The 22,408-nt window shown below is 49.0% G+C and carries 20 protein-coding genes; 10 read left to right on the top strand and 10 right to left on the bottom strand.

Translation table 11 applies throughout. The features are described from left to right. The first annotated feature begins 2,178 nt into the window (after positions 1 to 2,178). The 3 genes from ACN28R_RS03900 (at position 2,179) to ACN28R_RS03890 (ending at position 5,612) form a co-directional block, all read left to right on the top strand. Entirely contained in the window at positions 2,179 to 2,775 is a 597-nt protein-coding gene (locus ACN28R_RS03900; RefSeq protein WP_048638237.1) for an ATP-dependent Clp protease proteolytic subunit, read from the top strand. Positions 2,776 to 3,301: 526 nt separating this feature from the next. Beyond that, the gene (locus ACN28R_RS03895; RefSeq protein WP_048638235.1) at positions 3,302 to 4,045 is read left to right on the top strand and encodes a FadR/GntR family transcriptional regulator; all 744 of its coding nucleotides are present in this window, start codon (positions 3,302 to 3,304) and stop codon (positions 4,043 to 4,045) included. Between the two features lie 55 nt (positions 4,046 to 4,100). Then, entirely contained in the window at positions 4,101 to 5,612 is a 1,512-nt protein-coding gene (locus ACN28R_RS03890) for an ABC transporter substrate-binding protein (RefSeq protein WP_095833638.1), read from the top strand. Here the strand turns inward: ACN28R_RS03890 and ACN28R_RS03885 are convergent. Further along, entirely contained in the window at positions 5,609 to 5,779 is a 171-nt protein-coding gene (locus ACN28R_RS03885) for a hypothetical protein (protein ID WP_183096830.1), read from the bottom strand. The genes ACN28R_RS03890 and ACN28R_RS03885 overlap by 4 nt on opposite strands. 74 nt (positions 5,780 to 5,853) lie before the next feature. Here ACN28R_RS03885 and ACN28R_RS03880 point away from each other — a divergent pair, with 74 nt between their 5' ends. The 4 genes from ACN28R_RS03880 (at position 5,854) to ACN28R_RS03865 (ending at position 11,406) form a co-directional block, all read left to right on the top strand. Beyond that, positions 5,854 to 6,801: an ABC transporter permease gene (locus ACN28R_RS03880; RefSeq protein ID WP_048638233.1), complete on the top strand. Its 948-nt coding sequence runs from the start codon at positions 5,854 to 5,856 to the stop codon at positions 6,799 to 6,801. Beyond that, positions 6,798 to 7,670, top strand: a complete 873-nt coding sequence (locus tag ACN28R_RS03875) for an ABC transporter permease (protein WP_183096831.1) — start codon at positions 6,798 to 6,800, stop codon at positions 7,668 to 7,670. Before ACN28R_RS03880 ends, ACN28R_RS03875 begins: the two co-directional genes overlap by 4 nt. 19 nt (positions 7,671 to 7,689) lie before the next feature. Next, a complete protein-coding gene (locus tag ACN28R_RS03870) occupies positions 7,690 to 9,474 on the top strand; it encodes a gamma-glutamyltransferase family protein (protein WP_095833637.1) in 1,785 nt (594 codons plus the stop codon). A 90-nt stretch (positions 9,475 to 9,564) separates the two neighbouring features. Then, complete coding sequence (locus tag ACN28R_RS03865; protein ID WP_048638230.1) at positions 9,565 to 11,406, top strand: ABC transporter ATP-binding protein; 1,842 nt, start codon at positions 9,565 to 9,567, stop codon at positions 11,404 to 11,406. 22 nt (positions 11,407 to 11,428) lie between these two features. Here the strand turns inward: ACN28R_RS03865 and ACN28R_RS03860 are convergent, their stop codons facing one another. Continuing rightward, entirely contained in the window at positions 11,429 to 11,995 is a 567-nt protein-coding gene (locus ACN28R_RS03860; RefSeq protein ID WP_048638229.1) for an RBBP9/YdeN family alpha/beta hydrolase, read from the bottom strand. A 299-nt stretch (positions 11,996 to 12,294) separates the two neighbouring features. Here ACN28R_RS03860 and ACN28R_RS03855 point away from each other — a divergent pair, with 299 nt between their 5' ends. Further along, positions 12,295 to 12,507, top strand: coding sequence for a hypothetical protein (locus ACN28R_RS03855; protein WP_095833636.1), 213 nt, complete (start codon positions 12,295 to 12,297; stop codon positions 12,505 to 12,507). A 268-nt stretch (positions 12,508 to 12,775) separates the two neighbouring features. On the opposite strand, the gene ACN28R_RS03850 is transcribed toward ACN28R_RS03855, so the two are convergent. The 5 genes from ACN28R_RS03850 to ACN28R_RS03830 form a co-directional block, all read right to left on the bottom strand. Next, on the bottom strand, positions 12,776 to 13,300 hold the full coding sequence (locus tag ACN28R_RS03850; protein WP_048638227.1) for an L-2-amino-thiazoline-4-carboxylic acid hydrolase: 525 nt from the start codon (positions 13,298 to 13,300) through the stop codon (positions 12,776 to 12,778). Positions 13,301 to 13,449: 149 nt separating this feature from the next. After that, a complete protein-coding gene (locus ACN28R_RS03845) occupies positions 13,450 to 14,331 on the bottom strand; it encodes a transporter substrate-binding domain-containing protein (protein ID WP_095835719.1) in 882 nt (293 codons plus the stop codon). Positions 14,332 to 14,366: 35 nt separating this feature from the next. Further along, entirely contained in the window at positions 14,367 to 15,059 is a 693-nt protein-coding gene (locus ACN28R_RS03840; RefSeq protein WP_048638226.1) for an amino acid ABC transporter permease, read from the bottom strand. Between the two features lie 12 nt (positions 15,060 to 15,071). Beyond that, positions 15,072 to 15,767: an ABC transporter permease subunit gene (locus ACN28R_RS03835; RefSeq protein ID WP_048638225.1), complete on the bottom strand. Its 696-nt coding sequence runs from the start codon at positions 15,765 to 15,767 to the stop codon at positions 15,072 to 15,074. 23 nt (positions 15,768 to 15,790) lie between these two features. Continuing rightward, a complete protein-coding gene (locus tag ACN28R_RS03830; RefSeq protein ID WP_095833635.1) occupies positions 15,791 to 16,531 on the bottom strand; it encodes an amino acid ABC transporter ATP-binding protein in 741 nt (246 codons plus the stop codon). Between the two features lie 294 nt (positions 16,532 to 16,825). Here ACN28R_RS03830 and ACN28R_RS03825 point away from each other — a divergent pair, with 294 nt between their 5' ends. After that, complete coding sequence (locus tag ACN28R_RS03825; RefSeq protein WP_095833634.1) at positions 16,826 to 17,827, top strand: uroporphyrinogen decarboxylase/cobalamine-independent methonine synthase family protein; 1,002 nt, start codon at positions 16,826 to 16,828, stop codon at positions 17,825 to 17,827. A gap of 411 nt (positions 17,828 to 18,238) precedes the next feature. After that, on the top strand, positions 18,239 to 19,396 hold the full coding sequence (locus ACN28R_RS03820) for a M20 aminoacylase family protein (protein ID WP_095833633.1): 1,158 nt from the start codon (positions 18,239 to 18,241) through the stop codon (positions 19,394 to 19,396). Positions 19,397 to 19,488: 92 nt separating this feature from the next. Here ACN28R_RS03820 and argC read toward each other — a convergent pair whose 3' ends face one another. The 3 genes from argC to ACN28R_RS03805 form a co-directional block, all read right to left on the bottom strand. After that, on the bottom strand, positions 19,489 to 20,430 hold the full coding sequence (argC, locus tag ACN28R_RS03815) for an N-acetyl-gamma-glutamyl-phosphate reductase (RefSeq protein ID WP_095833632.1): 942 nt from the start codon (positions 20,428 to 20,430) through the stop codon (positions 19,489 to 19,491). 206 nt (positions 20,431 to 20,636) lie between these two features. Then, complete coding sequence (locus ACN28R_RS03810) at positions 20,637 to 20,984, bottom strand: ArsR/SmtB family transcription factor (protein WP_048639868.1); 348 nt, start codon at positions 20,982 to 20,984, stop codon at positions 20,637 to 20,639. Positions 20,985 to 21,247: 263 nt separating this feature from the next. Next, positions 21,248 to 22,147 carry a hypothetical protein gene (locus ACN28R_RS03805; protein WP_145957957.1) on the bottom strand — a complete coding sequence of 300 codons (900 nt, stop codon included), beginning with the start codon at positions 22,145 to 22,147 and terminating at the stop codon, positions 21,248 to 21,250. Positions 22,148 to 22,408: the final 261 nt, after the last annotated feature.

The raw sequence follows: 22,408 nt of genomic DNA, 5'->3' as shown, positions 1-22,408 counted from the left end.
AACGATACAAATATCACCCAACAAAAAATGGCACAAGGCACTAATAATTATAATTATCATTCATTTCTAATCTATATATAAAAATGAGAGATTATTTTACATTAAATAGTTAGCACAATAATGTTTTTTAGGTTTTTTCCTATGATTCGCGCATTTTAGACACAGTCGCATATAATCATTTTTTTGCTAATTTTATTAAAAAATATAATAAAAAATTTAAGATTATCCTTAAAGACAATCCCTGTTTAATTGTAAGGTCTTAGTGATATATGCCAGTCATACCACGGGAAGCATTCGGCAAAAAAAATAAACTAACCAAAATTAAGATAGCCTTTATCAATTGATCACGTTTAATTGATATTTAAAATTATAGATCTTATTTCATACTGACAGTATATTATTTGCCCGTTTTCATGAAATTCCGTGTTCACCGCAACTATCAGCCGATGAGTTGCACAATTCAGCTCCTGATTCTCTGGCGACCCCCAATTTATCCATCAGTACGGCACCGATACCTGCTTGAGGATAGGCTGGTTATCGGTGCGAAGACGACTCGGGTCAAACAGGATGAGCGTCCTAATCAAGGTGAAATTGAATTACACAAGAGATCTTCCGCCAGCATTTTACCCTTCTTCGCAACCTTGCTTTTTCTTCAGCAGAAAACATATTCTGAATGGAGCGAGCAACGGCTTTCTGTTCAGGAGCGAAGGTCACCAGAACGATTTTTATCAACGCCTCATCCAACATGTTCACGATAGTTATTTCGCAATAAGAGCGGCAGAAGCGGCGTCAAACTTAACGTTCACTGAGGTATCACTCATTAGCGCTGCGCCATGGGCAATATCCTCGGTAATCTCAAACACCTGTGCATTTTGGGCGATCGTACTTTATAGAGTCATCCCCCGATATCGGCTGAACCAAACAAGATGGGTGATTACACTTTCATGATATTGGTGTTGAACGGCTTTTCATTAACCGGCCTAAAAGGGGGGGCACTCGATCCATTACCGATGTTCTGTCTTCCATTGTTGATACAGCGAGGAGAGTAAAATATTACTAACAACATTAAACAGTTATATTAACCGCTAGCGAATTAAATACTCACGAAAATACTTTATATCAACCAATTCGAAAAATTGAATAAATGACACCATTACTGTGCCGCGTTCTAATATGAACAATCAGGATGCAAAAAAAAACTGCCATTCCTCTTTGGTACCGCATGGCGGTTAACTCGCGGGTGACCATAGTGAAGAAGGCAGTTTTTTCGTAGTTTTCGCGCCGCCGGCCGGAAACGAGATTGGAAATAATACGGCCAGCTTATTACGATAAGTCTAGATATGGCTTCCAATAGACAGACAACCGGATAGCAGGAACACCAGGCTCATACCGCTCAACAACAATAGCTTTTTCATAAAATCCTCTCTGGGAACCGCGGCTATTACCGGCAGCGCACGATCCCTCACTATTTATCAGAACAGAGAAACGCATCCCGTCAGCAACAGCACGGAGACCAAACTACCCAGGAAAAGCATGACTTTCATATAACCTCCGTAGACGCAGAACTTTTATAAAACCACAAAATAAAACCGAACGGTTTAGTTTTCACTTGTTTGAGCGTCATTGTCAAGCATCATTTTGTTTTACGGCTGTTCGCTCTCTAGATCGCAAGATGCCCGGCATTCCTCCTCTTTTTCCCCCGATAGCACGCCCCCCAAGAGTGATGCGGGATGAACAGCCGTCGGCTAGCGATAGCGTGTTAGCATATTGTTATTGCTTAACGGTCTGTCTATTAACAGCCTCTGGTGATGTGAACTTATTCTGTAACATTGCGTGAATACGGGATTTGCCCGGTCACCCTATTACTGCCGAGTTAAAGACAGAATGGTGCATATAACGATCGGGTGACTGTCCGTGTAGAGCGCTCCAATAGCGGGATTAGCGTTGATGAAATAACCAAAATTCACATCACACAGATGCATAGTGGCAATAGAATATTGCGCCACAAACGGCAAAGAGCGAATAATAATTATTATTCTTTTTTCTCTCTGTGGATATAGCGAATTAACCCATTATTATTTATAAAGTCGTCTATTTATTCGCGTGATACCCGATCATTCTCCCTATTATGTTAGACTCTTACGAATATTAAAGACGCCAAACAATGGAGTATTCATAATGCCTAAAGAACCGCAAAAAGAACAAGAGAATGATAAGCAGGATAAAAGTGCTTCCTTTGCCACCAATGAATTACTTAAATCACGTTCTGTTATTATTTCAGGTGAAATTACGCAAACGCTGGCAGAGAAAGTCATCGCTCAATTGCTTATTTTGCAGGAAATGGGCGATGAACCCATCAAGTTATTTATTAATAGCCAGGGGGGACATGTCGAAGCGGGCGATACCATCCATGACATGATTAAATTCGTTAAGCCCAAAGTGCTGGTTATCGGCACCGGCTGGGTCGCCAGCGCGGGCATCACCATTTATCTGGCGGCGGACAAACAGGATCGTTACAGCCTGCCGAATACCCGCTTCATGATACATCAGCCATTAGGCGGCGTTCAGGGTCCGGCCACCGATATCCAGATTGAAGCGAATGAGCTGCTGCGTATCCGCACGCGTATCAACAAGCTGATCAGTGAGGCTACCGGGCAACCGCTGACAAAAGTGGTGGAAGATACCGATCGCAACTACTGGATGACTCCCGAACAAGCCATTGACTATGGCATAGCCAGCCATCTGGTCACCCATTGGGACGATCTGGCGGCCTAAACCTGCGGCCCAAGACCCAAGCATGCGGTGACCAAACAACCGCAAAGCGGCGGCGTTAGTGCTGCGTCAACGCTTCCGCCGCCTGCCGGCCCCAAACCTGATGGTGGTAATATTCCCCCAGTGCGGATATCACCGCCATCGCCGCCTTGTATAACCATCTATATCGCCCGAATCTCCCCAAAAGCGGCGGCCATGACAGAGACCGTTGGCGACAGCCCGCCTAGCCTATAAGTTCGATATCCCCTTATCCAATACCAGATTGCGTAACGCATAGCTGAACGAGTTCGGCCTTTTTCACGCATAAAATAAAAATATGGCCCAGTTGTCACGATATAAACCGCTGTAAAAATCGCTGCTGGAACACCCTTTGAACCATTTACAAGCCAATTGATGGAGCATTGACGTAAAAAGCATCAGCACAGTAGTGATTTCGTTGAGATAGCCGAATTTCCCCTCTTTACCCCGCATATTGACATCGTATTCGTATCATGGTCTGTTTGAACCAATTTAGAATTGGGATGAACCAATGAACAAAAGAATAGATAAAAAAACGGCAGAGAATTCCAATTATGCGCTGGAACGATTACGGGAGCTGTTGAGCGAAAGCACTATTGAACCAAACGGAAAGCTACCTACGGAACGGGCGCTCTCCGAGCGTTGGGGCGTGGGCCGGCGGGAAGTTCGCCGCGCGCTGGAAGTGGTTGAAGCGGAGGGGCTGATCTGGCGTAAGCAGGGAGCCGGCACCTTCCTCGGACAAAAACCAGACAACTGGGGCACCCACGCCGCCAACCTCATCGAAGGAACCGATTTCATGGAGATCATGGAAGTGAGGCTGCGTATCGAACCGCAGTTGGCGCAACTGGCGGCGTTACGGGCCAAGCCGAAAGACATCGAACGCATGCGGGCATTGCGCGACAAAATTTATGAGCGGACCGATGCAGACTGGCGCGAGCTCTGGGACGGTTCGCTGCACCGTTTGATCGCCCAGAGCGCCGGCAACCAGCTTTTCCTTTCGCTGTTCGACGTGGTCAATCGCGTGCGGCAAGACCCGGCCTGGCAGGCCATACGCGAGCGGGCGCGCAGGCAAAACGCCTCGCTGGCTGAATCCCGCATCCATCACAACCAGATTATAGAGGCCATTGCCGCACGCGACCCGGAAAGAGCCGGTGAGGCGATGCGCCAGCATTTGCTCAGCCTTGAGGAGCGGCTGATACGTCAAACATCGCTGGGCTACTTCACACCGGCGGCATTGGGAGAAGAGTCAGACTGATATTTTAGGCGGGTCGACAATTCGGCCAGCGACAACCGACCAGAGGAATAACGACATGAACCGACTTACCAAACAGACCGGGCTATTGCTGGCCGGGACTTTAATGGCTTCTACGGCGTTTTCAGCGGAACTGCGCATCGGTCTGCAGGATGATGCGGACGTATTGGACCCTGCACAGTCCCGGACTTTCGTGGGTCGTATCGTCTATACCAGCCTGTGCGACAAGCTGGTTGATGTAGACAATACCCTGTCGATTATTCCTCAGTTGGCAACCAAATGGGAATGGGGCGACAACGGCAACACCTTGACCATGGATCTGCGTCAAGGCGTGGTGTTCCATGACGGAACGCCCTTCAACGCCGAGGCTGCCGTCTATAATATCGACCGTTACATGACGATGCCGGAGTCGCGCCGCAAGAGCGAGTTGGCCTCTATCGACAAAGTCGAGGCGACCGGCGCATATCAGATCAAATTCACGTTAAAAAGTCCGGACGCCAGCCTTCTGGCCCAGCTGTCCGACCGCGCCGGCATGATGATTTCACCAACGGCCGGCAAGCAACTGGGCGCTAATTTCGCTTCCAACCCGGTATGCTCTGGCGCCTTTAAATTCGTTCAGCGCATTCAGCAGGATCGTATCGTGCTGGAGAAATTTGCCGACTACTGGAATGCCGATAATATCTTTATCGATAAGGTCACCTTCCTCCCTATTCCGGATACCACGGTGCGCCTTGCCAACCTGCAATCCGGCGAGCTCGATATGATCGAACGCCTCTCGGCGTCCGATACCGAAGCCGTGCAGAAAGACCCGAACCTCGTCTATGGCAAAGTTGTCGGACCGGGCTATATGGCGTTGTACGTCAACATCGGCAATGGTCCGCAGGCTAACAACCCTTTCGGTAAGGATAAGCGGCTGCGTCAGGCCTTCTCGCTTTCCATCGATCGTGAAGCGATCAATCAGGTGGTATTTGAGGGAACCGCGCTGGCCGGTAACCAACCATGGCCTTCAAGCAGCCCGTGGTACAACAAAGATATTCCGGTTCCGGCGCGCGACATCACGAAAGCCAAAGCCCTGATGAAGGAAGCCGGTTACGAAAAATATGACATCGAACTCCAGCATGCCAACAACACCACGCAGACGCAGATGATGCAGGTCATTCAATCGATGGCCGCCGAAGCGGGTTTTAACGTCAGGCTGAAGGCCACCGAGTTCGCCACCCTGCTGTCTGAACAGACGGCGGGAAATTATGTGCTGTCGCGCTCCGACTGGTCCGGCCGCCCCGACCCGGACGGCAATATTCATCAGTTCGTCACCTGCAAGGGCGGCATCAACGACACCAAGTATTGCAATCCGGAAGTCGACAAGCTGCTGAACGAGGCTCGCGAATCGACGGACAACGCCGTGCGTAAAGCAAAATACGATGCCGCGACCAAGATCCTGGATGACGATCTGCCGCTCATCTATCTCGGCCATCAAGCCTACCTTTATGCCTACTCCAAAAAAATCGCCGGTTTCGAACCGTCGACTGACGGCATGATCCGCCTGACGGGAGTGAAGAAAGGCAATTAAGCCCGATAGATTTCAAGATGCAGGAAGGCGGCAAGAGAGGGAGTCCCGATGAGCTTACACCAGTAAGTGATTCGGGTGACCGACAACGGGGCGAGGCCCATGAATGGGCCGAGTAACAAAGCCAACACGCCTGCGGCTTGAAAGATGAAGGGGTAAGCCTGTTCCATCAACCTCCCGGTAGCGCCCTGCGGCGCCTTCCGGGGTATCCGGTTAAGCCTTGTCTGAACGAGGAGTCGCTTTCATGCATATCTACATCGGTAAACGCCTGCTGGTAGCGATACCGACGCTGTTGATCATCTCTATTTTTGTGTTTTCATTGCAAAAATTGCTGCCGGGAGATCCCATACTGGCGATGGCGGGCGAAGAACGCGATCCGGCTGTTATTGAGCTATTGCGTGAGAAATACCGGATGAACGATCCCGTTGTCTATCAGTATTTCTACTGGCTTGGCGACGTCGTCCGGGGAGATTTCGGCGTATCCCTGCGCACCAATCAACCGGTGTTGGATCTTATCGGCGAAAAACTGCCGGTTACCATCCAACTGGCGGTAATGTCGATGTTTTTCGCTCTGATTATCGGCGTGCCGATCGGTATTCTGGCGGCGGTAAAACAAAACACGTTCATTGATTATTTCGCCAATATCATTGCACTTTCCGGCCTTTCCATTCCCAACTTCTGGCTCGGCATCATGCTGATCCTGCTGGTTTCCGTAAACCTTGGCTGGTTGCCCGCATCGGGCTATGAATCGATTTTCGTCGATCCGGTGCGTTCGTTAAAAACCACCATTATGCCCGCTTTCGTACTTGGCACCGCGCTGGCGGCGACGCTGATGCGCCATACCCGCTCGGCAATGCTCTCGGTGATGAAATCGGATTATATCCGTACCGCGCGGGCCAAAGGGCTTTCCAATCGCGAAGTGGTGCTCAGCCACTCTTTCCGCAATGCGCTTTCGCCGATAATCACGCTGACGGCGCTGCTGTTTGGCGAACTGCTTGCCGGAGCGGTACTGACCGAACAGATCTTTACCATTCCCGGTTTCGGCAAGCTGATTGTTGATGCGGTATTCAACCGCGACTATGCGGTGGTTCAAGGCGTGGTGCTCTGTACCGCAGTGGGCTTTATCTTCATGAATCTCCTGGCCGATGTTATCGCCGTTCTGCTTAACCCGCGGATGAGGAGTGCGCTATGAGTATGTCCGAACCACAGTTGGCCGCGCCGCAGGCCGCACCGGGCAACCGGGCCTGGAAAAAGATGAAACGCAATCGTAGCTCGATTGCCGGCCTGATCATCATTGTCTTTTTCACCCTGCTGGCGATTCTGGCCCCCTTCCTGCCGCTGGCCGATCCCTATGCCACCAGTTGGAGCGCCATCCGCAAAGCGCCTTCCGCCGCCCATTGGCTCGGCACGGACGATATCGGCCGCGATGTGCTCTCCCGCATGATCTGGGGCGCGCGGGCGTCGCTGATGGCGGGCGTGATCTCCGTCGCCATCGCCGTGCTGACCGGCGTCCCTTTCGGCCTGTTCTCCGGTTACTTCGGCGGCTGGATCGATCAGACGATCTCGCGTATTACCGAAGCATTCCTCGCCATGCCTTTTCTCATCATGGCGATTGCGCTGGCGGCATTTCTCGGGCCGAGTCTGACCAATGCGATGATCGCCATCGGTCTTTCCGCCATGCCGATCTTCGTGCGGCTCACGCGTTCGCAGGTGCTGGCGGTAAAAAACGAGGACTATATCGAAGGCGCCCGCTCCATCGGCCTCGGCCATGGCGATATTCTGTTGCGCTATATCCTGCCGAACATTCTGCCGCCAATCATCGTGCAATCTACGCTGACGGTGGCGACCGCCATCATCGCGGAAGCCAGCCTTTCCTTCCTCGGTCTAGGTCAGCAGGCGCCCGCCGCCAGTTGGGGCTCCATGCTTAACGTCGCCAAAAACTTTCTGACGCAGGCGCCATGGATGGCTTTATGGCCCGGCGCGGCGATTTTTCTGGTGGTTATCGGTTTCAATCTCCTTGGCGATGGTCTGCGCGATGCGCTCGATCCGCGCGAAAACTAAAATACAGAAGGATATCGTCATGAATGCTTTCACCACTCGCCCCGAAATTCTCGGCACATTCGGTGTGGTCACCTCGACCCATTGGATGGCTTCCGCCGTCGGTATGAGCATATTGGAAAAAGGCGGCAATGCGTTTGACGCCGCGGTGGCGACCGGTTTTGCTCTGCAGGTGTTTGAACCTCATTTGAACGGTCCCGGCGGCGACATGCCCGCCATCCTCTATTCCCGCAAGAAAGACAAAGTAGAAGTGATCTGCGCGCAGGGAACGGCGCCGGCCGGCGCCACCATCGAGCGCTATACCGCCGAAGGACTCGATTTGATTCCCGGCGACGGCCTGCTTGCCACCGTCATTCCCGGCGCCTTTGATGGCTGGATGCTGATGCTGCGCGATTACGGCACCATGAGCGTGCGCGACGTCCTGGAACCGGCAATCCATTATCTGGAAAACGGCCATCCGCTGCTGCCGCGCGTCGCGGCGACGATCAACGATCTGGGCGAATTCTTCAGGAAAGAGTGGCCGACCTCCTATGCCACCTGGCTGCCGGGCGGCGCGGCGCCGGAAGCACTGTCCAATTTCAAAAACCCGGTGTTGGCCAACACCTGGCGGCGGATTATCAGCGAAGCCGAAGCCAGGCCGGGTCGCGAAGCGGGGATTGAAGCCGCGCGTGACGCCTTTTACCGCGGCTTTGTCGCCGATGCGATCGGCGACTACCTGAAGACGGCCGACGTCATGGATGCCAGCGGCAAACGCCACAAGGCCGTGCTGACCACCGACGATCTGGCAAACTGGCGCGCGACCATCGAAGAACCCACCACCTATGACTATCATGGCTGGACTCTCGCCAAAACAGGGCCATGGGGACAGGGACCGGTGCTGCTGCAATCGCTGGCCTTGCTGAAGGGCATCGATATTGGCGCCATGGAACCGGCCGGGGTTGAATTTGTACACACCGTGGTGGAAGCCATGAAGCTGGCCTACGCCGACCGGGAAGTTTATTACGGCGATCCGGCATTCTCCCAGGTGCCGCTTGAGACATTGCTTTCCGATAGCTATAACCAGGAGCGCCGCAGGCTGATTGGCGCGCAGGCGTCGCTGGATTTACGCCCCGGCCGCTTACCCGGTTTTGAAGCGCAATACGATCTCACCCTGCAAATGCTGAACGCCATGAGCGGCACCGGCGCCGTCTATGAACCGACCATGTCGCACCTCACCGAAAAACGCGGCGACACGGTTCATATCGATGTGATAGATCGCGAAGGCAATATCGTCTCCGTCACGCCGTCGGGCGGCTGGCTGCAATCGTCTCCCATCATTCCGCAGCTTGGCTTCTGCCTCAATTCCCGCGCCCAGATGTTCTGGCTGAAACCCGGTCTGCCGACATCGCTGGCGCCCGGTAAACGTCCGCGCACCACGCTGACGCCCTCACTGGCGCTCTATCAGGGCAAGCCGACGCTGGCATTCGGTACGCCTGGCGGCGATCAGCAGGACCAGTGGCAACTGTCGTTCTTTCTGCGTTACGCGCATTTCGGCATGAACCTGCAACAGGCCATCGACCTGCCGCTGTTCCATACCGCGCATTTCCCGGGCTCGTTCTATCCGCGCACTCGCCAACCCGGCAATGTGATGATCGAAAGCAGTATAGGAGAAGCCACATTGGCGGCGCTGAGGGCGCGCGGCCATGAGATTTCCACCGCCGCTCCCTGGACGATCGGGCGTTTAACCGCCGCCCGCCGCGATGCCGACGGCCTGTTGCACGCGGCCGCCACGCCACGCCTGATGCAGGCATACGCGATTGGCCGATGATGGATTAGCCAAAACCGGATGGCTATCGCATCGGCTGGCTTTCCAGTGATTCGATGCGTTACAGACAGAAGCATGATGTTGAGGAAAACCATGACAATAAATGAGATAAAATCAGCGCCGGAAACCGTACTTTCGGTTCAAAATCTCACCACCGCCTTTCTGGTTGACGGACAATGGAAATCTGTCGTTCGTGATATTTCCTTCGAGGTCAAGGCCGGAGAAACGGTGGCCGTGGTCGGCGAGAGCGGATCCGGCAAAAGCGTTACCTCGCTTTCCATTATGCGTCTGCTCGATCCCCGCTCAAGCCGTATTGAAGGAAAGATCATACTCAACGGCAGGGATATTCTGTCTCTGTCGGAAAAGGCGATGCGCGGCGTGCGCGGCAATGACGCGGCAATGATCTTTCAGGAACCGATGACGTCGCTTAATCCGGTTTTCACCATCGGCAGACAGATTTCGGAGGTGCTGCGGCGTCATAAGGGCATGGGTAAAACAGAAGCGCGGGCCGAAACCATCCGGCTGCTGGAAAAGGTGCGTATACCCAACGCCCAGGGGCGTTTCGACGAGTATCCCCATCAGTTTTCCGGCGGCATGCGCCAGCGCGTGATGATCGCCATGGCGCTGGCCTCGCGCCCCAAATTGCTGATCGCCGATGAACCCACTACCGCGCTGGACGTCACCATTCAGGGCCAGATACTGGACCTCATCAAGCAGTTACAGGAAGAAGAAGGTATGGCCGTTCTGTTTATCACGCACGACATGGGCGTGGTGGCGGAAATTGCCGACCGTACCATTGTGATGTTCCGCGGCGATCAGGTGGAAACCGGCGAAACCGTCAATATTTTTCATCATGGGCAACACCCTTACACGCGGGCGTTGCTGGCCGCGGTGCCGAAACTCGGCTCCATGGAGGGACATGCCTGGCCGTTGCGTTTCCCGCACATTGATATGGCAAGCGGCGCCATCACGGAAGCCAAGGATGTGCCTGATACGGTCGAAGGCGGCCAAACGCCGGTACTGTCGGTAAAAAACCTGGTGACGCGATTCGATATTCGTTCCGGCCTGCTTGGCCGCACAAGCGGCGCGGTACACGCGGTGGAAAACATTTCATTTGATCTTTTTCAGGGGGAAACGCTGTCGCTGGTGGGGGAGTCCGGCTGTGGCAAATCGACCACCGGCCGTTCAATTACCCGGCTGATTGAACCGCGTAGCGGTGAAGTCATGCTCGACGGTTTCGATGTGCTGAATCTCGATCTTATCGGATTGCGCACCATGCGCCGCAGCGTGCAGATGATCTTTCAAGACCCGTTCTCCAGCCTTAATCCTCGCATGACGGTGGGCGCCGCCGTCGCCGAACCGATGATCAAACACCGGCTGGCGACCCATAGCGAAGCGCGGCGGCGGACTGCCGACCTGCTGGAGCGGGTAGGATTATCACCGGCAATGATGGACCGCTATCCCCATGAATTTTCCGGCGGTCAACGCCAGCGCGTGGCGATTGCGCGCGCACTGGCGCTCAATCCGAAGGTTATCATTGCGGATGAGAGCGTTTCCGCCCTTGATGTGTCAATCAAAGCGCAGATTTGTAACCTGCTGCTCGATCTGCAAGAGCAGCTCAAGATTGCGTTTCTCTTTATTTCTCATGATATGGCCGTCGTGGAACGCGTCAGCCACCGGGTGGCGGTAATGTGCCTGGGGGAAATCGTCGAGATCGGCCCTCGCGCGGCGATCTTTGCCAATCCGCAGCATCCTTATACTCAAAAACTGATTGCCGCCGTACCGGTTCCGGAGCCTTCACGCCGGGGTTTGCGCCGCAACGCCGCCATCGACGAACTGAGAAGCCCTGTCCGTCCTCTCGGTTTTGTTCCCCCGCAACGTAGCTATACGGAAGTCGGCCCCGGACATCTGGTCATGGAGAATTTTGCGTCTTGATGAAAAACATAGCTAAGCGTGATTATTTTAAATAATCACGCAGTATGTTGTTTAATGCCGGAAATTGATGAAACCCATCGCAGTCAAGGAAGTGTCCGCAGCCGGTAAAGCTGTATAGCTCCGCATCCAACTGCTCGCGCAGTTTTACCGTATAACGCGGTGCAACGACGGTGTCGTCGGAGGATAAGATGGTAATCCGGTGATTTATCGTTTTACGCAATAAATCGAAATCAATCTGCGTAGCGGTGAAATCGCTCAGTTCCGGGTGGGTTTCGATCTGTTCTGAAAAACCGGAAACCAGGATTACGCCCCCCACCCTCAGCCGCCCGCGCAAAGAAGACAAGTAGCGCAAAACGGTGATACACCCCAGGCTGTGACCAATAAACCAGGTTTTTTCATTAGGCATATCAAGGGTATTACTCAATTGCGCCAGCCATTTATCAGGTTTAGGCGCGCGAGGCATGGGCATTTTGGGAATAAAAACACGGATGTTGGCGTCTTCACACTGCTGTCGTAACCATTGGAACCAATGGTGGCGCGGTGTTGATAAGAATCCATGTACTATGATGATATTATTAACATAGCTCATACATCCTCCTGACTGTTTCAGACACAGCTCGACGAACGTGATAAACGGATAACATAGCAACCATAACGCGTTTTTGTGTCAGATGCATGTCAGAAAATTAAAAATCCCGCAGGACATACCATCGCCCAAGCCGGCTTCCCTGCTCGATCGCCGCTTTGAAGCGGCTCAAAATTTACCGAATATAAACGAATATCGCCATTTCACTAAAATGTAAATAATCCTTCATTTTTTTGAAATAAAAATGGAGTAATATTGAAATATAAGGATTATCACTAACACTTCTTTGATGGAGTCATTATATGGCGTTAGTTCAGGCAGCAACATACTACGAAGCTGAAGAGCTCATTAAATCCGGAATTGCTAAGAAAATAAAATTAGCTTTTGATATCGGAAGCGATGATTTTTTCAAACTTGCTATAATGTGTGCCGACAGAGGCGGGAAAATATTCAAAAAAGACGATTACTTTGTTATTTCAATGAAAAAGATCATCATTCCTGAAAATGTTTTTTAAGACATTAAAAACCATTATCCTACTGGGAAATAAATTATATAACTTACAACGCCACAGATAATATAACTAATTAACATTGACTCATTAAGCTGATGTTTTTCAGCTTAAAACATCATTACAAACACCTTCCCACCTTATCGCCGAGATTCCCCTAACGATCCGCCACCGGCGGCATCTAATGTAAGGGAAACACCGGCGATAAGGTTTCTGCGGAAATAATACGCTCTTCGAATTGCGGCTGCCGAATATATAGCCGCTACTTTAGACTTTAATACGATGATTTACGATAAGTAATTTCACATACACGACCGCCTTTAGCTAGCGTATTGCCCAACTCGAACTCTAAATCTGAAAAAGCCGTAGCCAGCGCTTTGTCGCCTTCCATGCAAATATCACATAAATTTGCCATTTCATCGACAGTTCTATTCTGTTGCAACCACTTATTAACATACGGACAATAATGGAAATGGACCTGAAACTCATCTTCCGTCGCTTTAATTAACTCCATCTCATAAACTTTAGCTTCTAAACCGGAAGTAAATGATTGTGAAAACTCAAGCATATTATTAGAATCTTGCATAGATTGAGCCATATCGCTGCCATTAGCCGCGCCATAATGATAAATCGCGGCGCGAGCGAAGCCGTCATCAAGCCCTTTACTTCGGGCTTCATCAATCATATTAGCGATAGTAGACGCTCTTTTTTCCGTCACGCCTCGTAGGGCAAGAGTTACCTCATCGGTTACTGACGGAGTATTATTCTCCTTAATTTTATCTAACAAGTCATCGCTCATTATTGCAACCTCATCACTTATTATTTTCAACTTACGATCTATTTATACAATAGCTTTATTGCCAATAAAACCAATGATTAAAATCAACTATTTTAAAGTGCGTGATTTAATATTTCAAAATCACGCATCATTCGGGATGAGAATATGGTTTAAAAACTAGCCGGTACTTTAATGTCTTTAGCGCCGTCCAGTGCATAAACATCTTCACCAAGCCATTTAATTGACAACTTAGCCAATGTTCCATCATTTTTAAGATCGACCAATACCTTATCAACCGCTTTTAATAACTCGGCTGAATCCGGCGTTTTACTGTATAAAAATACATTCGGGAAGATGCCCACAGAGTTGGATACTTTCAAATTCAAATCTATTTGTTTAGTAACGGCCAGAAATGCGCCGATTGGATAAATCGCCGCATCGTATTCACCGGAAGCAACAGATTTGAAAATATCAGCCGCCGTTTGTTCGCCCGTCGCCTTTAACACGATCTGGTTATCAGGGTGAGCCGCATTGTAGTCGGCAATAACTTGATAACGCGCATCACTGACATGGATAGGAACCAGCCGTTTTTCCGACTTGGCAAAATCAGCCAGAGAGTTTATTTCGCTATCGTTATTTCTGACGATCAGCCGTAAATCGCTTAAGCCAGTGGGTTCTTTTGAGTAATCGTATTTTTCAGCGCGCTCCTTATTAATATAGAAATGATTTGCAGCTAAGTTATAAGTCCCTGTTGATAGACCAACCAACATCGCGTCTCTGGATACGGCATTAAAATGAAATGAGTATTCTGGTAGCTTTTCATCGATGATAGCAAGCAGTTCGCCATCATAGCCTGAAAATTTACCGCTATCATCAACGAAAGAGAATGGGAAGGAATTTTCATTAATGACAATTTCAACCTCTTTCACCTGGCTGCTTGCCGGCGCATTTCCGTTGCTTGTCGCGGTATTCGCAGACTCAGATGAATTATCACATCCCGATAAACCAATGGCGAGAGCTGCAACTATTGTATATAAATATTTTTTACTCATCATATTAACTAACTCCTGTGATAAATTATAATTTGTCATCTGTAACAACTCAGTTTAACTTCTAAATAACGCAATGATTTTGAGATGGTGAAGCAAATAATCAAGTAGATCACAAACGCGATCAGGTAAGCATCAATGTAGTGGAATCCTCTGGCCGCGACAAATGTCGCTTTTCCCATAATATCCATCACCGAGATGGTATAAACTAAAGACGTATCTTTAATTAAATCGATTACAACGCTGGTATAATTAGGTAAGGCCTGGATGGTTGCCTGTGGAAAAATAATTCGGCGTAAATAAGTTCTCGTGGGTAAACCAATTGACCAGGCCGCCTCAAATTGCCCCTTATCAACAGAGTAATACGCTGAACGAAAAACCTCCGCAAAATAGACGCTGAATGTAATAGTAAAGGTTATTATTGCCACCAGATTAGGATTTAATTTATTGGCGCCCAGAGCAATAGAGTAATCCCCTCTTAGCGCACCGACAAAGTAAGGAAATGCGAAGTATAGAAAATAGAGGACAGCCAAATTCGGCACCGAGCGGCTAAATGACATGAATATAGACGCGATAGGATAAAGTACAGGTATGCGTTTTATTTTTATAACAGCAAGAATAGCTCCAAACAGCGTCGATAATATAACTGATGCTAAGGCAATGCCTAATGTCAACGGAACAGCTTGTAAAACAACTGGAAAGTTAACAATGAAGAAGTCTAAGCTGAACACAATATATACCTTTTAATCTAATAGATACCGATATTTCTTTTCTAAGAATTTCATGGCAACATCAATTAACACGTTAATTATCCAGTAAATAATAATTACTGAAATAAAGGCCTCTAGCTGGTTTACTCCGTAATTGCTGTTTGAGATTTTTTTAGCTCGGCCAAATACATCAACAATACCAATTAAACTGACTAATGAGGTAAGTTTAACAATATTAATCATTAAATTTCCCAGATTAGGGATGGCAATGATTGTGGCCTGTGGCAAAATGATACGGATAAATCCGCCGACAACCGGAATAGCCAGACTATTTATCGCCTCAAGCTGTCCCTTGTCAACGGAGTTATAGGCTGAACGCATCATTTCAGAAAAATAGGCGCTCATTCCTAACGTGATTGCCAGGATCGCAAAAAAACTATCGCTAAATAATCTCTGGCTGACGCCTAGCTGAGTCAAAAGAACCTTTGAACCGAAAAAAACCAAAAAGATTAATAATAATAACGGCGTACTGCGCATCACATCAATGTAAATTGATGCCGTTCCCCTTATCAAAAGACGCTTACTTCCCTGCATCACGGTCAGCACCAGACCAAGTAATAAACCAAAGACCAGCGAAGTGATAGAAATATACAAAGTTACTGATAAATTCTCTAATAACTTAGGAAAAATTTCAATAATTTGAGATATATCAATAAATTTACTGTCCATTATAATAGTCTCATTTTACCGATTTATATCGTGAAGTTGATTCGTTCCAAAAATTCTTTCGTTCTGCTTTCTTTCGGATTACTGAATATTTCACGGGGAATATTCTCTTCAACGATCAACCCTTTTTCCATAAAGATTACATTTGAAGCAACCTCATTAGCAAAGCTCATTTCATGGGTAACAATAATCATGGTTTGCCCTTCCTGCGCAATTTCCCTAATTAATTTTAATATTTCACCCACAATTTCCGGGTCCAAGGCTGATGTCGGCTCATCCAGAAGGAGAACATCAGGATTCATCGCCAGTGCTCTGGCGATGCCTACGCGCTGCTTTTGCCCGCCGGATAGCTTACTTGGGTATGTATCCTGTTTATGCGCCAACCCCACTTTGCGAAGCAAATTTTCAGCAATCTCTTTGGCTTCTTTTTTGGCTATTCCTTTAGCGTAAATCAGCCCTTCCATAACATTTTCTAATGCAGTCTTGTTATTGAACAAATTATATGACTGGAATACCATCGCTGTTTTAGCGCGGATATTTTCGATATCTTTTTTACTTGCTTTTTCACAATCCACAGAGACTGAACCAATGGTAATACGCCCTTTATCGGCTTTTTCCAGAAAATTGATGCATCTTAATAATGTTGTTTTCCCTGAACCACTCGGCCCAATAAGACAAACCACCTGACCTTTTTTGATATCTATTGATGCGCCTTTCAAAACCTCTTCATCATCAAAACGCTTATGGATATTTTCTAACCTAATCATTAATATTTCCTATGCTACTTATGAAGTCGCCATTAATAGGTAACAATGTCTTTTTCATAATGTGAACAAAACGTTTCGTTGATGTTCTACCCTAGTCATTCAAAATGATACATATTGAACCTTCGTTTTTGGATACTAACATTGCCAACCATTATTACTATATAATATTACCGAATATATATAGTTTACAAAATAATATAAGAGTATATATTCTGCTATTGAAATCAGACAATGAATAGAGAATATTATGTAAGTAATATTTATTTAAATATACGCTTAAAGGAAAATACGATAATGACGACAAACAAACGGCAGTCTTTTTTTGATTCATTAGAGCGTAAAAACAAAGAGGTTCTAGCCAGTGTTTGGCATCATTTCTTAAATAATGACGAACAACTTTATGGTTATAAAGATGATAAAGTCATCAAAAAAAGCGTTATTGCACAACAGGAATTTTACAAAAATAACCAACCTGACTTTACGAAAATAATGAGCGATGCATTTCTCATTCATCCCTCAGTCCTCAACACTGAAATCAATAGCGTTCAGGATTTCAAAAAAATAGCTTCCATAGGGAAAAATAACGAATGGATAACAAAACAGGTCGCCGCGGTAAAAGAAATCGTCTCTTCGTATAATGGCGACATCGCATCAATATATAATATTTTCGCACCCGCATATTATTTTCGGCTGAAATTTGACATGGTCGATAAAGATAGGCATAAATTTCCCCATCTCGTTGAAGAAGATCCCTATTTGTTCTCGTTAGCTTTAGAAAAAATAGCCGATGACATTACTATATTAGTAGAAAAGCTCATTCAGGAAGCACGGATTGATGGCATCTATCTCTGTGTGCAAAGCGTACAGAACCCCTCTTTTAGTGAAGAAAGTTACCGTAAATATATCGAGCCAAGTCAATTACGCGTGTTAAATGCGGCTAATCAATTAAGCGAATATAATGTACTGCATATTTGTGGTTTCGAAGGGCGTGTAAATGATTTACAGCACTTTTCCCACTATCCGGTTAAGGCCGTGAATTGGGCGACCTTTGTAGAAAACGTCACGCTGGAAGAAGGCAAGAAAATTTTTCCTGGCAAAGCGATTCTGGGCGGTTTTGACAATACGGCCCAAGGCGCCTTATATAAAGGCGTTGCCGATGAAATTGAAAAACAGACCCGTGACATTATCGCCCATAATGGTAAAGCCGGATTGCTGCTAGGCGCCGATTGCAGCGTACCAAAAGACATTGATTTTAAAAACATAAAACTGGCTGCAACAATAGCAAACCAGATTTAACACCGCCTACGGCCTGAAAGAATAGATGCGTTGTTTTCAGGCCCGAACCTCAAAATCTATTAGATTTATGGTCGCGACGGCCCGGTAAGACGCCCTACAGGCCATACAAACCAGAAATGCGCCGGTTTCGCACCTATCAGTTAGGAATACGATATTCGAAAAATTCATTTCCGATTTAGCCGGAGCTTCCGCCAAAATCATGTTGGCAATCCGGAAGATAAACGGCCGAAGTCGGGCCGATCGATAATCCCAGACCATGTCTGGCATGTCCGTTCCATGCAGGAAAGCGCACCAGCACATTCCGCATCAATGGCGATAACCCGATTCACGTCACCGTCTTTGCGCATATATGGCCGTCCGGCGGCTAGACAAAGTTTGGTTTTAATCATGGTGCTGTAGAGGAATAACCTGATGCCTATTTCACAACATTTAATCGCTGAAGCCACCGCATGGCGTCATGAGTTTCATGCTGCTCCCGAATTAGGGTATGAAGAACACGCTACATCTAAACGGGTAGCCGAATTGCTTACTTCATTTGGTCTTCAGGTTCATACCGGGCTGGGCGGCACGGGTATCGTGGCGACGCTGGAGAATGGCCAAGGGCCGACCATTGGACTGCGCGCCGATATGGATGCGTTACCGATTACCGAGCTCAGCGACATCAGCTACAAATCCCGCAACCGAGGCGTAATGCATGCCTGCGGCCATGATGGGCACACGGCGATTTTACTCGCTGCCGCCAGGCACTTAAGCGAAACCCGTAATTTCAGTGGCACCGTACATTTTGTGTTTCAACCCGCCGAAGAGAATCTTGGCGGCGCCTACAAAATGGTGGCCGATGGATTATTCGAACGCTTTCCGATGGACGGGATTTACGCTCTGCATAACTGGCCCGGATTACCGGTCGGCCATGTTGGCTTAAGCAGCGGCGTCATGATGGCCTCGTTGGACTCTTTCGAAATTGTTCTTACCGGGAAAAGCTGCCATGCCGCGATGCCGGAGAACGGCGCAGACCCTATCGTCGCCGCGTCCCAATTGATACTGTCCCTGCAAACGATCTCCGCCCGCCGCTTGTCGCCCCAGTCTTCCGCGGTGATCAGCATTACCCAGATTGCCGGCGGAGAAGCGATTAACGTTATCCCGGAGAAAGTCACGCTGCGGGGAACCATGCGATGTTTACAAACCGATGTAAGAATTAAGGTTAAAGCGTTGATTGATGAATTTGTTACCAATCTTCCCCGCGTTTTCGGCGTAACGGGCGAAATATCCTACTATCCGGGGTATCCGGTAACTTTGAACCACGAACAGGAAGCGCTAAATGTTCGTGACGCCCTCAGTCATGCATTAGGCGAGTCCAACGTGCATTGGCAAATCAACCCATCCATGGCTTCCGAGGATTTCGCCTGCATGCTGGAAAGCTGCCCCGGCGCTTATTTCTGGCTGGGCTCCGATGGTTCAACACCCTCCAAACCGCTGCATAATGCCTATTACGATTTTAATGACGAACTAATTAAGCCCGGCGTCGAATCATGGACGTCGCTGGTTGAGAAATTGCTGCCTAAATCCTGACGGCATCGTCCCTTTTCTTACCGAGGCCTGTTTATGACATAACCCCAGGAGTGGAAATCCACCCCCGGTTATTACGTTTTACCCAAGGTATCTTATAAAACGGACAGATTGACGCAGATATCTTCCGGCAGCCCCAGCATAACGTTCAGGTTCTGAACCGCCGCGCCCGACGCCCCCTTACCTAAGTTATCCAAACGCGATACCAGCATGGTTTGTTTATATTCAGGATGAGAAAAAACAAACAGCTCCAGCATATTGCTGTTATTAAGCGTTTCCGGCATCAGATATGGCGCGCTCTCTTCCGGTACGGCGTTAAGGCTTTTCACCTTGATAAACTGTTCACCGTCATAAAACTCATTCAACGCACGGTAAACGCTATTGCCGTCCACATCCATATTCAACGGGATAAATACCAGCATCCCCTGGGCGTAGTTGCCTACCGCCGGCTGAAATATTGGCCGGGTAGCGAGTCCGCTCCATTTTTGCATTTCTTTCAGATGCTTATGATCGAACCCCAGTCCATAAGCGGCGTAGCCGGCAGCATCGTGCTGATAACGTTCAATCATCGCTTTGCCGCCGCCGCTATAGCCGGAGATGGCGTTAATCGACAGCGGAGTCTCCGCGCCGATTAGCCCTTTGCTTACCAGCGGCGCCAGTAGCGTGATGACGCCCGTCGCATAACAGCCCGGGTTGGAAACGTGGCTGGCCTGACGGATTTTTTCGCGCTGATCGTCGGCCAGTTCCGGCATACCGTAAACCCAGCCCGTTTCGGTGCGGTGCGCCGAGCTGGCATCCAATACCCGCGCGCCAACCGCATCGGCGAGCGCAACCGCTTCACGCGCGGCAGCATCCGGCAGGCACAAAATAGTGATATCGGCGGTGGACATCATCTCCTGACGAGCTTCAGCCTCTTTACGTCTATCCTCTTCAATGTTGAGAAGTTCGATATGAGGGTGGTTGACCAGGCGTTGCTGTATCTGCAACCCGGTGGTGCCCGCCTGACCGTCAATAAATACACGATATTTGTTGCTCATAGACCTGTCTTTCTGAGTGGATAAAAAGCTCTATATACCCCGTAGCCTTTCCAGCCGCGGGGTATAAACGGATTTGACAAATAATATACTATTTGAAGATAAATCGGTCCGAATTGTGCGATTTATTCCATCAGCCGATTTGTTGATATCGCCGGCGCGGAAGGGATAGAAAAAGGGGGCAATTAATCGAAAAATGGCGTCGACCTTCAGGCAGAGGGCAGATTTCTTGACGTCGACTCTTCGGTGATGGGATCTTGCTGAACGGCATTCAGCAGCGAGTCAAGCAGTCCGGGGAAACGCGCATCCAGATCGTCCCGGCGCAGCGAGAGCAAGTTTTCTCGCCCGTAGGGACGCTGCCAGATAACGCCGCTGTCGCGCAGCACACGCCAATGATGGGTCAGCGTCGATTTCGGAATCCCCTTCAACACCGCACTGCATGCGAACTCGCCGCCGTTAGCCAGTACGCGCACCACCGTCAGCCGCAAGGGATTGCCCAGCGCAGCTAGCACATTTTCCAGTCGAATCTGATCGCGATCGGGGTGGTTTATCATCATTGCCGCAATGTATCCGTTAGTACGCGGACAGTCAAACAGTTTATCCACTGTTTTACGGAGAAATTCCCGGTAAAAAAACGCCTCATATGCGGCAAATTGGCGCCTTGTTCCTGAACATTGACGTAGATGCCGAACTTTCTGACGGTACCATACGTAATAGACGGGGAAGTGGGGGTCTCTTCCAGTTAGGGCACCATTGCCTGTCTGAAGTGTGGCAACATCAGTCAGGTTGTCGCAGCCAAAGGAGGAAAGACGTTTGGCGCTTATCCGCTGGAGCGGGAAGGTTTTACTGCTCTTCTCTCACCGGCGTCCAGCGGACGGTCTGAAATTCCTATACTTGTGATGATGTTCGACGATGACCTAGCTTGGAGTATCTTGGTGGCGGTATGCCATTCATAAGTACCAAAACCTTTATCGCTGTCTATGTCATCGCTGATGCGTCGTCCTATCCTGTCAAACAACTCGTCAATCGGTTTTCCTATAAATCTGGCGGCCTGACCGGAAACCGCTATCAGGTCTTCATCCTCGGCGACAATGTAATCACAGCGATGGTAGGGAGCAAACTTGCGCAGATTTATCTGAGGATAGGGCCGGATAGACTTCAGCTCATAAAAAAATTGTTGTAAGGTTAGCCGCCCGGACTCACCGGGACACAAGGCGATATCCTGCGCTGCCGGCAACGATTTGCCGTACAATTCGAATTGCAGATAATGCTTCCTGTCACAGATGTATAAACCACCCTGCATAAGCGCAGCGATACCATAGCGTCCATCCGCAGAAAAACGGATAGGAGAGCCGGACCAGCTAATCACTTGTTTTTCCGGCAGTAGACATTCATAGTCATAGACCTGCCCATCAATCCGCTCTCGCTCGACCAGCATGCGTACCTCCGTTTCCGATAGCGACATATCTCGGGTGGTGGGACTGGTAAAGGTTTCATGAGTCATTCGCAATATCGAACGGGGCGAGGGTTGTAAATGATGGGAGGATTCGAGATCAAGCAGACCGACTTTATCTTCCCAGTACGTGGTCAATATTAGCAGTACGGCAAGGGTGGCTACGCTGGCCAGCAGAGGGAAAAACCAGCCGGACAGCGTAAGGAACATAGCGCAAATAATCGCCAGAATGCCCCCCAATATCCAAGATGGAATCAGCGTTTCCAACCGACTCGATCTGAACACACACCACATCATCGCCCGAGATGCTGACAGCAAACACCAGAACCCCATCGCCCACATTAGCGGTTGCGGCACAAAAAACATGGCTATCATGGGTAACAGTAATCCCGTAAGAACATTCAGTATGATGGCGATCTCCCGTCATGATTTGAACGTCATCTTAGCCGATCTCCATCGGTATGGCATCCCTGCCGCCATGCCATATCAAGTAACGGAAAAGCATCAGAGACTCTCATACAGGCAACC

This window comes from Brenneria goodwinii, from assembly GCF_002291445.1.
Classification (GTDB): domain Bacteria; phylum Pseudomonadota; class Gammaproteobacteria; order Enterobacterales; family Enterobacteriaceae; genus Brenneria; species Brenneria goodwinii.
This window is presented reverse-complemented; position numbering and strand designations above follow the sequence as displayed.

What these genes read in the sequence shown, in the direction of transcription:
- ACN28R_RS03900 (WP_048638237.1), top strand. Translation starts at nt 2,179, where the DNA reads ATGCCTAAAGAACCGCAAAAAGAACAAGAGAATGATAAGCAGGATAAA.
- ACN28R_RS03895 (WP_048638235.1), top strand. Translation starts at nt 3,302, where the DNA reads ATGAACAAAAGAATAGATAAAAAAACGGCAGAGAATTCCAATTATGCG.
- ACN28R_RS03890 (WP_095833638.1), top strand. Translation starts at nt 4,101, where the DNA reads ATGAACCGACTTACCAAACAGACCGGGCTATTGCTGGCCGGGACTTTA.
- ACN28R_RS03885 (WP_183096830.1), bottom strand. Translation starts at nt 5,779, where the DNA reads ATGGAACAGGCTTACCCCTTCATCTTTCAAGCCGCAGGCGTGTTGGCT.
- ACN28R_RS03880 (WP_048638233.1), top strand. Translation starts at nt 5,854, where the DNA reads ATGCATATCTACATCGGTAAACGCCTGCTGGTAGCGATACCGACGCTG.
- ACN28R_RS03875 (WP_183096831.1), top strand. Translation starts at nt 6,798, where the DNA reads ATGAGTATGTCCGAACCACAGTTGGCCGCGCCGCAGGCCGCACCGGGC.
- ACN28R_RS03870 (WP_095833637.1), top strand. Translation starts at nt 7,690, where the DNA reads ATGAATGCTTTCACCACTCGCCCCGAAATTCTCGGCACATTCGGTGTG.
- ACN28R_RS03865 (WP_048638230.1), top strand. Translation starts at nt 9,565, where the DNA reads ATGACAATAAATGAGATAAAATCAGCGCCGGAAACCGTACTTTCGGTT.
- ACN28R_RS03860 (WP_048638229.1), bottom strand. Translation starts at nt 11,995, where the DNA reads ATGAGCTATGTTAATAATATCATCATAGTACATGGATTCTTATCAACA.
- ACN28R_RS03855 (WP_095833636.1), top strand. Translation starts at nt 12,295, where the DNA reads ATGGCGTTAGTTCAGGCAGCAACATACTACGAAGCTGAAGAGCTCATT.
- ACN28R_RS03850 (WP_048638227.1), bottom strand. Translation starts at nt 13,300, where the DNA reads ATGAGCGATGACTTGTTAGATAAAATTAAGGAGAATAATACTCCGTCA.
- ACN28R_RS03845 (WP_095835719.1), bottom strand. Translation starts at nt 14,331, where the DNA reads ATGAGTAAAAAATATTTATATACAATAGTTGCAGCTCTCGCCATTGGT.
- ACN28R_RS03835 (WP_048638225.1), bottom strand. Translation starts at nt 15,767, where the DNA reads ATGGACAGTAAATTTATTGATATATCTCAAATTATTGAAATTTTTCCT.
- ACN28R_RS03830 (WP_095833635.1), bottom strand. Translation starts at nt 16,531, where the DNA reads ATGATTAGGTTAGAAAATATCCATAAGCGTTTTGATGATGAAGAGGTT.
- ACN28R_RS03825 (WP_095833634.1), top strand. Translation starts at nt 16,826, where the DNA reads ATGACGACAAACAAACGGCAGTCTTTTTTTGATTCATTAGAGCGTAAA.
- ACN28R_RS03820 (WP_095833633.1), top strand. Translation starts at nt 18,239, where the DNA reads ATGCCTATTTCACAACATTTAATCGCTGAAGCCACCGCATGGCGTCAT.
- argC (WP_095833632.1), bottom strand. Translation starts at nt 20,430, where the DNA reads ATGAGCAACAAATATCGTGTATTTATTGACGGTCAGGCGGGCACCACC.
- ACN28R_RS03810 (WP_048639868.1), bottom strand. Translation starts at nt 20,984, where the DNA reads ATGATGATAAACCACCCCGATCGCGATCAGATTCGACTGGAAAATGTG.